Source organism: Leisingera sp. NJS201, assembly GCF_004535885.1.
Lineage (GTDB): Bacteria > Pseudomonadota > Alphaproteobacteria > Rhodobacterales > Rhodobacteraceae > Leisingera.
The window spans coordinates 62,265-77,316 of sequence record NZ_CP038234.1 but is presented as its reverse complement, the minus strand read 5'-3'; the positions used below and the strand labels follow the sequence as shown (position 1 = coordinate 77,316).

Genomic DNA, 15,052 nt, shown 5'->3' with positions numbered 1-15,052 from the left:
CGGGCAAAATCCGGGAAGTGACATTTTGAGGTTTTCGCAAGATGTTGATATTACTTGCTTTTCTTTAAATGGCCTTTTCCCTTGGTAAGGGAGAGGTCGAGAGTTCAATTCTCTCCAGCAGCACCATCTTTCAAAAATTGAATGTTTTCAGAATGCTGACCAGATAGTGCCGGTTTTTTTCGGCAGCCTGTTCCAGTAAGACGAGCGCAGCAAACACGCAAAATCACCGTGAGCACAGGGGTTTTCATATCCTCAGACTCGCAGCCCGCCTGTCCTGCCACCCTTGAATGCAATTTACCCTGTGCAGCGGATACTGAAACTGGCGCAGGGGATTCGCTGCTCTTCCAAGCCCGGCCGGAGGGCGGCACGGCTCAGTGGTGCACCGGCGATTCGCAACAGGCGCGTAAGGGCACAGATAAAATGGATCTGCTTTTTTGCTGCATATGACCTGCCAAATGCAGCAAATCAGGGGTTTTGGCACATAATTTAACGCTGCCGAAATGAATCCCATCAAGTGTTTTGCCATCAGGCGCCACTCAGCTGGCACCGTTCACGGCTGCTCCCAGGCTGCCGGCAGACTCAAATGTTGATGGGAACTACGCTGCAATGACTCGACTGTTCAAATTCTGGGCGAATATGCCATTGGGCCGCAAACTGCCGCTGTCTATCGCCGCCCCCACGATAATTCTGACCCTCGCCTCTGGCCTATTCTTTGCCTGGGAGGCCGGGCAAGCACTGAAGGCCAACCGGGAAGCCGCATATGCGACACTGCTGGAAGAGCGCAAAGAGGCACTGGAGAACTGGGTGGCCGACCTGCGCTCGCAGACCCGGACACTGGTGGCCAGTAAAGCAGTTGAAACGGCATTGCGGGATTTTTCCAACGGTTTCTATTCTCTGGGCGATGATCCCAGCGGGCATCTGCGCGCCGCCTATGCAGACGGCAACCCCAACCCTGCAGGTGAGCGCTACAAGCTGCTCGATGCCAAAGACAAATCCGCCTGGTCCATCCGCCACAAGATGAATCACACCGGATTTGTCACCTTTCTGGAAGAACAGGGGTTCCTGGACGCCTATCTTTTGGATGTGCAGGGCAACATGGTCTATGCGGTGCAAAAGAACGATGATTTTGCGCTGAATTACCTGGATGGGCCGTATCAGGACAGCGGGTTGGGCATAGCATTCCGCGCCGCGCTGGAACTGGAGCGCGGCCAAGTGTTCCTGTCGGAAATGGCTGCCTACAAAGCCGATAGCGGCCGCCCGGCAATGTTCATCTCAGCTCCGATCCTGAAGAAAGGCGCAATGATGGGGGCGCTGGTGCTGCGCGTCCCGGTTGAAGACATCTCTGAGCTTCTGTCCCACTCCAGTCTGCTGGGGGAATCCGGCCAGGCCTACCTGGTGCGCGGCGATGGAGTCGCATTGACTGCTTCGGACCGCGGCAACGGGCATCAGGCCTTGTCGGACCTGCCCGGTTTGGCACAGATTACGGCGGCACTTGGCGGCGGGAAAAGCAGTTTTTCGGGCACTCCGGGCCTGGCGGGCCAACCGGTCGAAGCCATGGCTGCGGGCGTCGCCCTCGAAGACCGGACCTGGGGCATTGTCCTGGAAGTTGACAGCGCCGAGGCGCTGGCAGCCCAAAACAGCCTGTCCAACGCCGCCATGCTGCAGGCCGTTGGCGTGGCATTGGCTGTGGCACTCCTGTCCTGGGTGGCAGCCCGCAGCATTGCCCGCAAGGTTTCGGCCCTGTCCGACAGTGTCGAGCACATCGCAGCCAAGGATTACAATCACCCGGTCGCCGGTCATGGCACCGGCGATGAATTCGGCAATATTGCCGGTATCCTCGAAGGTTTCAAAACTGACTTGCAAAATGCCCAGACGGCAGAAGAGGAACGGGCTGAATTGCAACGCCAGCAGGATCTCGTTGTTGGTGAACTGCGTAACGGCCTGAAGCGGCTGGCAAACGGGGACTTTTCGAACCCGATTACAGAACCTTTCCCGGAAGCGTACAAGGGCCTGCGCCTTGATTTCAACCAGACGGCTGACACCTTGAACAATACAGTGCGCGAAGTGGTGGAAGCCACCACCAGCATCCGCAATGGCACTTCTGAAATCAGCCAGGCCTCGGATGATCTGTCGCAGCGCACCGAAAGCCAGGCCGCCACGCTGGAGCAGACCGCTGCCGCGCTGGATCAGATGACCGCCAGCGTTAAGGCTGCAGCCGATGGCGCACGCCGGGTGGAAACCGCCATGAACGAGGCCCGGGACGAAGCCGAGGCCAGCGGTGAAGTGGTGCGAAACGCGGTTTCTGCGATGAACGGGATCGAAGCATCGGCCTCCCATATTTCGCAGATCATCGGTGTGATCGACGATATCGCGTTTCAGACAAACCTGCTGGCGCTGAATGCAGGCGTCGAGGCGGCGCGCGCAGGCGATGCCGGACGCGGTTTTGCTGTTGTTGCCTCCGAGGTGCGGGCCCTGGCGCAGCGGTCCTCGGATGCGGCCATGGAAATCAAGGCGCTGATCTCCAATTCCGGTGACCAAGTGGCAAAGGGCGTGGATCTGGTCGGCAAAGCCGGCGAGGCGCTGAACAGCATCGTCTCCCAGGTTACCCATATCTCGGGGCTTGTCTCGGGGATTGCCGAGGGCGCAGCAGAACAATCCACGGGCATTGGTGAAATCAACACCGGCGTGATGCAACTGGACCAGGTGACCCAGCAGAACGCCGCGATGGTGGAGCAGATGACGGCAGCAGGCCAGCTGCTGAACGGCGACGCCTCCAAGCTGGCCGGGCTGGTGGACAATTTCAATGTCGGTATGGACACACCTTCGCCCCGCCAGGTGCCGGAACCAGTCCAGCCATCCGCTCATGGCTATGGCTGGGATGATTTGCCTGAGACGCATTCCGCCATTCCCGCCACGGAGGGCTCGGCCGCCTTGGCAAAATGGCAGGACTTTTGATCCCGACTGGAGCAGAGCACATTGTGGCAAAGACAACAGCCTAGCTGCAAAACCTGTCGCGCAACGGCCCGCTGCGGACGCCGCGTTGGCGGCCGCAGCGCCGCTCAGCCTGCACCGGTGTTGTGAAAACCCTATTTTCAGACTTTAAGAGGACATTGGGGCTGAACCGAACACTTGGCATACATTCTGGACACGGATGCCAGCAGTGCTTCGCGCAAATGCAAAGGTGGCAAGATGGCCGTGTCTAAACTTCCTGCTCGCTGGCTGCGCGCCTTCAGCAACCGGACATACCTGCCCGCCCTGCTTGCCTTGGCGGTAGTCTGTGCTGCAGGGTTTTACGCTGAGCAGCAAAACGCCACAATCCACCACCAGTCTGAACGTGCCAGGGTCCAGCAAGAGGCAGGGATGCTCAAGTCCCGGCTGGAAGGCCAAGTCAATGGCGACTATCAGCGGCTGCGCGGGCTGGCAGCGATGCTGGCCACCGAACCGGACATGCAGCAGGCGCGGTTCAGCCGGATGGCCGCACAGGTGCTGGAGGGAAAGACCGCCATCAGGCACATCGCTGCAGCTCCCGGCCTAGTGGTTTCCTTGGTCTATCCGGTGAAAGGAAACGAACCCGTCATCGGGTTGGACTACAATCAGAATGCCGCACAGCGGGCGGCGGCACACCGGGTTCGCGATAGCGGTGACATGGTGCTGGCCGGGCCGGTAAACCTGGTACAGGGCGGCTCCGGGTTTATCTACCGGCTGCCTATTTTCACGGGGTCGGGGACTGACCGGCAGTTTTGGGGCATTCTCTCGGCTGTGGTCGCAACCGGCACTCTTTACACCGAGACCGGAATCCATGGAAACAAGGGCGGCCTGGAAATAGCGCTGACCGGCCAAGACGGGACGGGCCCCTCTGGCCGCCAGTTTTTCGGCGTGCCGGACATGCTGACCGGAGATCCCGTTCTGCTGGACATAAACCTGCCAGTTGGTTCCTGGAAATTGGCCGCCCGGCCCCGAGGCGGCTGGCAAAGTATTCCTGGCAACCTGTGGAAGCTGAGGCTGGGTCTTTTGGCGGCGGCGGCACTTGTCGTTTTCCCGACGTTTCTGGCCGGCAGGCTGTCTGCTGCAAGGCAAACCGTTATCGGCCAGCTGCGGCGCAGGGAAGCCGAGCTGGAGGCCGTCTCGCGGCGGTTGGAAATTGCAGTCAAAACTTCCCGTGTGGGCATTTGGGAATGCGACACGGTGAGTCAGAAGGTGAGCTGGGACAGCCGCATGCATGAACTCTACTGCCTACCCGTGCAGCACGGGCCGCCGGAGGGAGCCGAATGGATGGCCATGCTGCACCCCGGCGACCGGGACCGGGTGGCCAAGGCACTGCAGTCAGCGGAACGGGACAAGACACATTTCGCCTCGGACTTCCGGATTGTTCTGGAAGATGGCACCTTCAAGCATATCCGGGCGCTGGCCAGCCCGTTTACAGATGCGCAAGGCCGCGACTGGATGATTGGCGTCAACTGGAATGTGTCGGAGGATGTCCATCTGCGCGAAGAACTGATCCGTGCGAATCAGACTCTGTCCGAGCGGAACAGCGAACTGAAACACGGCAAACGCGCACTGGAAGACGCCCATGCCGAATTGCAAAAACAACAGGCGGAACTGCACCGTCTGTCGCTGGTCGCAAAACACGCGTCCGACAGTATCATCCTGACCGATGCAGAGCGGCAGATCCTCTGGGTCAACGAGGCCTTCACCCGCGTCACAGGCTATGCCGCCAGCGAGGCAATTGGCCGGACACCTTCAGAATTGCTGGACGGCCCGGATACCGATCTTGGCGTGATCCGGGAAATGAACCGCCACAAGGACCTTGGCATCCGCTATCACAACGAAGTGCTCACCTACACCAAATCAGGGGAAGAAGCCTGGTTCGATACCAATATCGTCCCAGTGACCCGCGAAGATGGCACAGTCGACCTGATTATCGGCATTGAACGCGACATCACCCATAGCAAACTGCGTGAACGGGAACTGGCCGAGGCCAAGGTTGCGGCCGAACAGGCCGATCGGGCCAAAACGGAATTCCTGGCCAATATGAGCCATGAAATCCGCACTCCGATGAACGGTATCATCGGCATGGCTGATTTGCTGGCTGACGCGGAGCTTTCGCTGGATGAACAGCAAAATGTGGAAACCATCCGCAGTTCGGCCCAGGCACTGCTGAAGATCATCAATGACATCCTTGACCTGTCGCGGCTGGAAGCCGGGAAATTCTCTATAACCGAAGAGGATTTCGACCTGCGCGACTGTATTGGCAGTGCGGCGGGGCTGTTCCGCCCGAAAGCGCTGGAAAAAGGCCTGTCGCTGCAGGTCTCTTACGCTGACGGGCTACCGGAGCGGCTGCATGGAGATGACGGGCGATTGCGGCAGATTCTGGTCAATCTGATCGGCAATGCTGTCAAGTTCACGCCGCAAGGCAGAATTGACGTCCGCGTCTCGCATGCCGACGGAAACCCATGCCGCCTGATCGCCGAAGTTGAGGACAGCGGGATCGGAATTTCCGACTCACAAGCGCGCCATATCTTTGACCGCTTCACCCAAGCAGACGCGGCAACGACAAAGGAGTTTGGCGGAACCGGGCTGGGGCTTACCATTTCCAGCATGCTGGCCAAGCGGATGGGCGGCAGCATTTCGGTTAAATCAGATCCCGGCCAAGGCTCTTGCTTCCGGCTGGAACTGCAAATGTCGCCAGCCAGGCAAGCGCCCTCCCCGGCCGCAGAGTTTTTATTGGACACCGCGCCTCAGATCAGGCCTTGCAAGGTTTTGCTGGCTGAGGACAACCAGACCAACAGGCTGCTGATCCGCAAATTTCTGCGCGGTCAGCCGGTGGAATTGGCTGAAGCCGGGAATGGCCGCGCGGCAGTTGACATGTTCAAGGAACAACAGCCGGATATTATCCTGATGGATATGTCGATGCCCGAGTTGGACGGCATTGCGGCCACCCGGGAGATCCGCAATCTGCCCTTTCCCCAGCCAGTAATCATTGCCCTGACGGCCAACGCGTTTTCCAGCGACCGGCAAGCCTGCCTGGATGCGGGCATGGATCACTTCTTGGCCAAGCCGGTCAAAAAGGCAGTTCTGCTGCACACTTTGGCATCATTTCTGACAGATACTGCCGCCCTTGAAACGCAGCCCAGAGCAAGAGCCTGAGGTCTCAACCCAATCCCATTGATTGCGCCAGCGCATCAAGCCGCACAGGATCTAGACAGCCATTCCGATCAGGGCCACACCGCAGGCCATCAATACCGCAGAACCAAGCCGCCGTATCCAATATCCTTCTTTGAGAAAGAAAAATCCGATCAGCGCGGCAAAGATCACCGACGTTTCCCGCAGCGCGGAAACAGCGCCAAGCGGGGCAAAGTTCTTGGCATAAAGCACCAGCCCGTAAGCCGTCATGGATACCAGCCCTCCGGCAATCCCCAGGATCCATGTCCGCCTGGGCAAAGCCGCTAGCGTGCTGCGCTTGCGCACAGCAATGAATCCGGCGATAAAAATGTGCAGAAATGCCCCCCAGGCCCAGTAGCTGAGCGTGTTACCGGACAAACGCACGCCGATACCGTCGACCAATGAATAAATCGAAATGCAAAAACCGGTCCCCGCGGCAAAACCAAGAGCCGCGCGCCCGACACCCGAGCGCAGCGCCTTCCAGCTGCTGAGCTGGATGCCAAGGGCAATCACCGCAATGCCCGCCCAGGCCTGCAATGGCAAAACCTCGCCGGCAAAGATCATCGCCCATATGCCGACAAGCGCCGGCACGATACCCCTGGCGATCGGGTAAACGACGCTGAGGTCGCCGTGCTGATAGGCGCGGCCAAGCATGTAGTAGTACCCGAAGTGAACCACCGTTGAGAGCAGGATATAGACAGAGCTTTCAGCAGAAGGCAGCGGCAGAATTGTGATCATCACGGCACTGGGGATCACGTGGCCAAAGGCAACCAGCCCGAGTGTGGTGGTGCGGTCCGCAGCCGTCTTCACGATGGCGTTCCACACAGCATGCAACAGCGCTGCCGACAAGATGATAGCGATGATAAAAAGGGTCATGTTCTGGGCAGGCCTTTAGGCAGGCGGCTGGATTTCAAGCGTCACTCGGCGTCTTCCGGCAGCATTTCATTGATTAGCCGGGTCTCCAGCAGCTGACCGTTCCGGTACAGAACCGGATAGGCCACAGCTGCAATGTGGCTGTTGAATTCGCGCAAGGCACGCAGCGTTTCCAAATGGATATCGGACGTGTCAAAGCTTTCCCGGGCACCATTCTGCAACCGTTTCAGGTGACGTTTCCGGCTGTCGTGCTCCATCCGCTTCAATTCGGTTTTTTCCAGGCTCAACAGCCGCGCACTTTCCAAATCATCGGAGATCAGCACATTGGAGGCCAGCTGCATATTGGCCAGGATTGCCTCATGCATCCGGGTGATCTCCATCCAGCCTTCCCTGGAGAAGCTCAGGTTCCTTTTGTTCAAATCACCCGCCAGAACTGTCAGCCGGCGCGCCACCACATCACCAGCGGTTTCCAGCCGGATCGCATATTCCATCAGGCTGCGGGCCGTCTTCAGCTGTTCTTTATCAAAGCCATCCTCGGGGATCGCAGCCACATATTTCCGGACACCGGAGAGCCCAGCGTTGACCTCGGCGTCCATCAGCTGGACGGTCTTGATTTTCTCCTTGCCACCCGATTGGTACAGTTCCAGTACCGGGCGGAACATGGCATTAACCTGATCCGACATTCGCAGCAGCTCGCGTTTAAGGTTCGAAACAGACACCGCAGCTGAGCCATAGCTGCCCTGCTCCAGCGCACTGACAGGCCGCCCAGGATGGTTTATCTCTGTCTGCGCGGGTTCGGGGAACAGCCGGGCAAAGATTTCTCCCAACGTTGTGCAAACCGGCAGCGCAAGCACCAGCAGTGACGCATTGAAGGCCAGATGCGCGTTGACCAGCATCTGGCCGCCTTGCGGATCCCCCAACACCCCCTGGCGCAGCGCCAGATTGGCACCGAACAGGCAGATCACCGCCCAGGTGCCGCGCAAAGCCAGGTTGGCATATGGGATGCGGCGTGCCCGCAAATCCATTCCGCGGCTCAGCCAGACGGGAATGAAGGCAGAACCGAAATTCGCCCCCAATACCAGTGAAAGGCCTGCGGCAAAGGGGATCGCACCGATTTGCACCAGCGTCACGCACATCAGGATAGCGGCTACTGACGAATGCATCACAAAAGCCAGCGCGCCACCGACCAGAAACGCCGTGATGTAATCCCGCGCCAAATAGCCTGCAACCGCCGGCAGAAAAGCGCTGTCGCGGATCGGATCCATCGCTTCGCGCAGAAATCGCAACGAAATCAGAATGAAGGCGACCCCCATCAAGATCCTGCCCAGCTGCCGCGCCTTCTTGGCCTCGGTCTTGACGAACAGATACCCGCCTGCCGCCAGCAGCACCGGCACCAGCCAATCAAGATCAAAGGAAAGGATCTGAATGATCAGCGCCGAACCCAGATCGCCGCCCAGCACGATGGCCAGCCCTGTGGGAAAGGCCAGATAGCCGCTGGCCGCAAACCCGGAGGTGAGCAGCGCCACGGCAGCCGAACTTTGCAGTACGATCGCCAGCATCAGCCCCATCAGGCCCGCCTGCAGATGGCTTTGCCGTCCGGTCAGCAGCCGCTGGAACGAGGCGCCATAGCTGCGCTCGATCCCGGTGCGAACCATCCGCACCGCATAGAGAAGCAGCATCGTGGCTCCCGCCAGACTGATCAAAAAAGTCAAAATCGCCATGTCAGTTCCTGCTTGCGGCCTGTAGCCGGGGTGTTTCTGTCCCAGTCGCAACCAATGCAATCTTACCCCGTTCCTGAGGCAGCTGCTGCGGGCATTTCCAGCGGCCGCCCATCAAGCGGCCTGCATTTCAGACTGCCGCAGAGGCAGCTGTTCGTCAGTCATCTTTACCACCTGGAACAACGTCCACTTTCACCCCCCAGCCTGCCAGCGCTGCTGAGAGTTTCTTGTCAGGTCTGCGGTCGGTAAACAGCAGACTGATCTTGCGCGGAGAGGGTCCGCAATGCGGCGCAGATTCCGCAAACTTAGGATGGGCCATGGCCAGTGCCACCTGCTCTGTGCAATCGGCAACCACCCCGGCCAGCTGCGCCTCGGCCGCACTGTGATAGAGTACGCCCTGTTTGGCAGAAAATGCATCTGCAGACAGTATGGCCAGATCCAGCGCAAACCGCCGGACTTGCTGCTCAGCCACAAAACCAAAGGTGCCGCGCTCATTGCTTTGCAATTCACCACCCAGCAAATGCACCCTGTTGCCATTGTGGTTTGCCAGTGCCTGTGCCGCTCCGATAGAATTGGTGACCACGATCAACCCGGTCTTCTGCCGCAGCTCTTCGGCAACAAATGCTGTGGTAGAGCCGACATCCAGAAACAGCGCCATGCCATCACGGGCATGTCCAGCGATCCGGGCCGCGATCCGGGCTTTTTCCTTTTGGTTCTCAGAAATCCGCCGGGCGAAGCTGGTCGCGCTTTGCGGCCCTGCCAGAAAGGCACCGCCATGCACCCGTTGCACGGCTCCAGCCTTGTTCAGAGCCTTGATGGTGCGGCGCACAGTTTCCTCGGAAACATCCAGCATTTTTGCAAGCTCTGCACTGCGGGCTGATCCGCCCAAGCGCCGCAAAGCGTCCACCAGCTCCAATTCGCGGTGAGATAGAGAAAGTGAGTCCGACAAGAGTGAGCCTGTTCGCGATTAACTGCCTGACGCCATAAGGCATGGATTTTTTCCGGCTTACAAGGTCAACCCACATTTTCCCACATTTTTTTGGGTCTTTCCACTTTTTGCCGGGCATTCTCCTGCAAACGGGCACCTTCGCGTCCAGCCGCCAACCGCTCCCGCCCCTTTCCAGCCTGCCACAGGCAGACCCGAAAGCGTTGGGCATGGCGCCGTGCTGGTGCACGGCGCGGGCAGCACCCCGCAGGGGCGCTGCCGGGCCCAAGGCCCGTGCCGGGGCATCTTTGATGCACCTGCGGGGCGCGGGAGCCTTGCCCTTGCCGCAATGGAAAACCGCCGCGGCTGATCGGCCGCGGCGGTTTGTGGTCTCAATGCTGCAAAGGCTTACAGGTTCGGGTACAGCGGGAATCTGGCGCAGAGGTCCGCGACCTTGGCGCGCACCGCCGCTTCCACATCCGCATTGCCGTCTTCACCGTTGGCGGCCAGACCGTCGATCACCTCGATGATCAGATCGGCGATCTGGCGGAACTCTGCCTCGCCGAAGCCGCGGGTGGTGCCGGCCGGGGTCCCGAGGCGCAGGCCCGAGGTCACGGTGGGCTTTTCCGGGTCGAACGGGATGCCGTTCTTGTTGGTGGTGATATGGGCCCGCCCCAGCGCCTTGTCGGCGATGTTGCCGGTCACACCTTTGGGACGCAGATCGACCAGCATCACATGGGTATCGGTGCCGCCGGTGACGATGTCCAGCCCGCCCTGGATCAGCTGGTCCGCCAGGGCCGCCGCGTTGGCCTTGACCTGCTTCTGGTAGGTCTTGAACTCAGGCTTCAGCGCCTCGCCAAAGGCCGCCGCCTTGCCTGCTATCACATGCATCAGCGGGCCGCCCTGGATGCCGGGGAAAATCGCCGAGTTCACTTTTTTGGCAATCGCCTCGTCATTGGTCACGATCATGCCGCCGCGCGGGCCGCGCAGGGTTTTATGGGTGGTCGTGGTGGCCACATGCGCATGCGGGAACGGCGAGGGGTGCTCACCGGCCGCGATCAGACCCGCGATATGGGCCATGTCGACCATGAAATAGGCGCCGACGCTGTCGGCGATTTCACGGAACTTGGCGAAGTCGATCTGGCGCGGGATGGCGGAGCCGCCGGCGATGATCAGTTTGGGCTGGTGCTCGGTTGCCAGCGCCTGGATCTGGTCGTAGTCGATCAGGTTGTCGCTTTCGCGCACGCCGTAGTGCACCGCGTTGAACCACTTGCCCGACTGGTTCGGGCGCGCGCCATGGGTCAGGTGGCCGCCGGAGGCCAGATCCATGCCCAGGATGGTGTCGCCGGGCTGGATCAGCGCCTGGAACACGCCCTGGTTCGCCTGGCTGCCGGAGTTCGGCTGCACATTGGCAAAGTCGCAGCCGAACAGCGCCTTGGCGCGGTCGATGGCCAGGTTTTCAGCCACGTCCACATACTGGCAGCCGCCGTAATACCGGCGCCCCGGATAGCCTTCGGCGTATTTATTGGTCAGCACAGAGCCTTGCGCTTCCATCACCGCCGCCGAGACGATGTTCTCGGAGGCAATCAGCTCGATCTCGTCGCGCTGGCGGCCCAGCTCGGCGGTGATCGACGCATAAAGCTCAGGGTCGCGCTCGGAGAGGGGTTGGGTGAAAAAGAGGTCTTTGGACATTCGGGGCTCCTGTCTATCCTGTCCAGCCAAGCCCCGCGGCAACGCAGTTCATCGACTGCATCAGCGGGACCGGCACTGTTGAAGGCTTCTCGGCGCGCTCTTCCCGCAGGAGACGCACCTGGGTTTTGTGAATTTCGCGCAGCATGGGCTCAACCCGGCCAAAGCGGGCGCGCAAGCGCGGGAAGCGGCCGGCCAGGCTGCTGTCACCCGTCAGGAACAGAATCGCCTCTCGGGCCAATTGGTATTCTTTGCGGATGGTGCCGAAGATACGCTCGCGGATTTCCGCGTCCTGCACCAGCGTAGCGTAATCCGAAGCAATCTCCATATCGCTTTGCAGAAGGGTCTTTTCGACCTCGTCCACCACCAGACGGAACAGTGGCGAGTTACGGAACATGTCCTGCAGAACCCCATCACCCCGCGCGCCGCGGAACTTGCGGAAACTGGCCACCGCCGAGCCGAAGCCGTACCAGCCGGTGATCATGTGGCGGTTTTGCGACCAGGCAAAGACCCAAGGGATGGCGCGCAGATCATCCAGTGAGCCCGCGCCGAAGCGGCGGGCGGGACGCGAGCCGATCTTGAGCATGGCCAGCTCTTCTACCGGGCTGGCCTGCTGGAAGTAGTCCAGGAAGCCGGGCGCATTCAGAAGGTTGGAATAGGCCGCCTGCGACATGCCGGCGAGGGCCTCGAACGCGTCGTCATGCTCTGGACTCACTGGCGGCGTGCCTTCCTGCAGCGAATGGCGCAGGACCGAGGAAGCCATCAGCTCCAGCTGGTGCAGCGCGGTGCCGCGGTTGGCGTATTTGGAGCTGACTACCTCGCCCTGCTCGGTGATCCGCAACTGGCCTGCGATGGTGCCCGCGGGCTGGGCGGCAATGGCGCGTTCAGCAGGCGCTCCGCCGCGGGAGACCGAGCCGCCGCGGCCGTGGAAGAACACCGGCTTCATCCGATGCGCGGCCAGGGTGCGGGTGATCAGGCGCTGCGCTTTCTCCAGCTCCCAGGTGGAACAAAGGAAACCGCCGTCCTTATTGCTGTCCGAATAGCCCAGCATCACCTCGATCCGGTTGTCGCCGGATTTCAGCGAGCGGCGGGCGAAGGGGACGTCCAAGAGGCCGTTGAGAATGCCAGGGGCCGCCCGAAGGTCGCCGATGGTTTCAAACAGCGGCACAACTTTCAGCGCAGCTTTTTCGGCACCAAACCCGGCATAGCGCGCCAGCAGATAGACGCCGAGCAGGTCGTCTGTAGAGCGGGTCATCGACAGGATAAACGGCCCCATCGCATGCGGGTCTTCGCCGGCACCGGCATCGCGCATCAGCCGCAGCAGTTTCAGCAGTTCGCCGCTTTGCGGGCTCAATTCATCCGGCATCATATAGGGCAGCGAAGCACTGCCCAGCTCAGAGCGGAGGCGCGCCGACCATTCGGCGCTGCCGAGTTCCGGCACCTGGCCGGAGCGCGACCAGATTTCAGTCAGCGTTTCAGTGGTCACAGTGGAATTCTGCCGGATGTCCAGCGTCACTGTGCGAAAGCCAAAGACATCGGCCTGCCAGCGGATCGGACGCACGTAACGGGCCGCCAGCCGGTTGGCGCCGATTTCCTCCAGCGCTTCCTCAACCCGGGTGAGATCGCTGACGAAATCGCCCAGATGCGCATAGGCTCCGGTTTGCTCGGCGGCGGTTGCCTTGATACGGGCATGAATAGCTGTCAGCGCCTGGCGAAAGACTTCGCCCGGGTTGCGAGCCGCAAGGCCGGCAGCGCCCGGCGCCGCTGTGATGATTTTTGCCAGCCGGCTGGAGGCGCTGTCAGGCAGTGCAAACACGGCGGCAGAGATCGAAATTCGTTCAGCAGCGGTGGCCAGCGCCTTCTGGTAGCGCTTGAGAATGGCTGCGCGGTTCGCGGTCAGCGCTGCCGCCGTGGCATCCACCGTCACATTCGGATTGCCGTCGCGGTCGCCGCCAATCCAGGAATGGAACTTAAGACAGGGCGCATCAGCGCTGTCACCCAGCCGCGGTTCGGCGGCGTCGATGTAGCGCTCGAACAGCTGCGGCACCGCCTCATACAGGCTGTCGCGGAAGAATTGCAGCCCCCATTGAATTTCATCCTGCAGGCTGGGCCGGTCGCGGCGCAGCTCGCCCGTCATCCACAGCAGGTCGATTTCCGAACGCAGATCCTCCAGCAGGCCGGCGCGTTCACGCGGAGTCCAGCGCTTGGCCTCCAGCGACACCAGCCCGCGGTAGATGCGGCGGTGAATTTCCAGAATTGTGACACGCTTGGCTTCGGTCGGATGCGCGGTCAGGGTCGGGCCGATGGAGAACTGGCCCGCGACCTCCTGCAGCCGTTCGGGCGTTGCCAGCTCGCCGGCCAGATCAAGGGCGCGGGCAAAGCTGCCTTCGACCACTTCCGGGCCATCCTGGGTTTCGGCCATGCGGCGGTCGCGCATGGCGGCGTTTTCCTCGACGATCTTCAGCAGCTGGAACCAGATGTTGAACGCCTGCATATAGGCGGTCGCGTGCTGGCCATCGGACAGATCCCAGGCAGGCTCGCCGGTGGCCCGTTCTGCCATCTCAGGCGCGCGCTGGCGCAGGACATCCAGCCAAAGAGCGTGCAATTCGGTGCGTAGCTCGGCGGCATAACCTGCGCCGGTGTACTCCGCGTCCGCGGTTTCAGCAGGATCTCCCATCACATCACCCGGTCCCGTGGCTCGCGCCCTGCAAAGAAATCAGTCAGGTTGTCGAGCACACGGAAGCCCATCGCCTCGCGCGCCTCGCGGGTGGCGCTGCCCAAGTGCGGCAGCATCACCAGATTGTCGCAGTCCATCAAATCCGGGTTGATGCGCGGTTCGCCATCGAACACGTCCAGCCCGGCGCCGCCAATGGTTTCGAACCACAGGGCGCGGGACAGGGCCAGCTCGTCGATAATCTCGCCGCGGGCGGTATTAATAAGGAATGCGTCCGGCTTCATCAGGTTCAGCATCCGGGTGTTGATAAGATGCCGGTTTGCAACTCCGCCCGGGCAGTGCAGTGACACGAAATCGCACTGCGGCATCAGCTCTTCCAAGCTGTCAGCCTGAGTAGCGTTGTAGCGGGCCAGAATGTCCGGCGACACGCGGGAGCGGTTCTGCACCACAATCTTCATGCCAAAGCCATGATGCGCGCGGCGGGCCATTTCCTGGCCGATACGGCCAAAGCCGACGATACCCAGCGTTTTGCCGGATACTTTGGTGCCGACCAGATGGGTCGGACGCCAGCCGGTCCATTCACCGGCACGCACTTCACGCTCACCTTCACTTGCGCGGCGGGCCACCATCAAAAGCAGCGTCATGGCGATGTCGGCAGTGCATTCGCTAAGAACATCGGGGGTGTTGGTCACAGTCATGCCGTGGCCTGCCGCACTGGGCATATCAATATGAGAGTAGCCCACACCGTAGTTAGCGAGGATCCGTGCCTGGGGCTTGGTGATATCAAACGCACTGGCCGGGATCTTGTCGGTCACCGTCGGCAGTACAGCGTCATAGGATCTCATTGCGTCGCGCAGTTGCGCCTCGCTCAATGGCTTGTCGCCAGTGTTCAGCACAGCATCAAAGGCTTCAGAAAGCTGCGCCTCGACTGCGGCGGGCCAGCGGCGGGTCACCAGAACCTTGGGCTTTGCCATGATTTCATCTCCCTGTCGTGCTTATGCTTTATTAATG

The 15,052-nt window shown here is 60.7% G+C and carries 8 protein-coding genes; 2 read left to right on the top strand and 6 right to left on the bottom strand.

The features are described from left to right. Positions 1–606 precede the first annotated feature (606 nt). Together ETW23_RS00310 and ETW23_RS00305 are read left to right on the top strand one after the other, a co-directional pair. Positions 607–2,955, top strand: coding sequence for a methyl-accepting chemotaxis protein (locus ETW23_RS00310; RefSeq protein WP_134828742.1), 2,349 nt, complete (start codon positions 607–609; stop codon positions 2,953–2,955). 405 nt (positions 2,956–3,360) lie between these two features. Further along, positions 3,361–6,147: an ATP-binding protein gene (locus tag ETW23_RS00305; protein WP_254695099.1), complete on the top strand. Its 2,787-nt coding sequence runs from the start codon at positions 3,361–3,363 to the stop codon at positions 6,145–6,147. Positions 6,148–6,198: 51 nt separating this feature from the next. Here ETW23_RS00305 and ETW23_RS00300 read toward each other — a convergent pair whose 3' ends face one another. The 6 genes from ETW23_RS00300 to ETW23_RS00275 form a co-directional block, all read right to left on the bottom strand. After that, the gene (locus ETW23_RS00300; RefSeq protein ID WP_134828740.1) at positions 6,199–7,038 is read right to left on the bottom strand and encodes a DMT family transporter; all 840 of its coding nucleotides are present in this window, start codon (positions 7,036–7,038) and stop codon (positions 6,199–6,201) included. A 41-nt stretch (positions 7,039–7,079) separates the two neighbouring features. Continuing rightward, complete coding sequence (locus ETW23_RS00295) at positions 7,080–8,756, bottom strand: Na/Pi cotransporter family protein (RefSeq protein WP_134828739.1); 1,677 nt, start codon at positions 8,754–8,756, stop codon at positions 7,080–7,082. A gap of 154 nt (positions 8,757–8,910) precedes the next feature. After that, positions 8,911–9,702, bottom strand: coding sequence for a DeoR/GlpR family DNA-binding transcription regulator (locus tag ETW23_RS00290; protein ID WP_134828738.1), 792 nt, complete (start codon positions 9,700–9,702; stop codon positions 8,911–8,913). A 384-nt stretch (positions 9,703–10,086) separates the two neighbouring features. Continuing rightward, positions 10,087–11,370, bottom strand: coding sequence for a serine hydroxymethyltransferase (gene glyA, locus ETW23_RS00285; RefSeq protein ID WP_134828737.1), 1,284 nt, complete (start codon positions 11,368–11,370; stop codon positions 10,087–10,089). Positions 11,371–11,383: 13 nt separating this feature from the next. Further along, entirely contained in the window at positions 11,384–14,044 is a 2,661-nt protein-coding gene (locus ETW23_RS00280) for a phosphoenolpyruvate carboxylase (RefSeq protein WP_134828736.1), read from the bottom strand. Next, entirely contained in the window at positions 14,044–15,015 is a 972-nt protein-coding gene (locus ETW23_RS00275) for a D-glycerate dehydrogenase (protein WP_134828735.1), read from the bottom strand. The genes ETW23_RS00280 and ETW23_RS00275 overlap by 1 nt, the downstream gene beginning before the upstream one ends. Positions 15,016–15,052 lie beyond the last annotated feature (37 nt).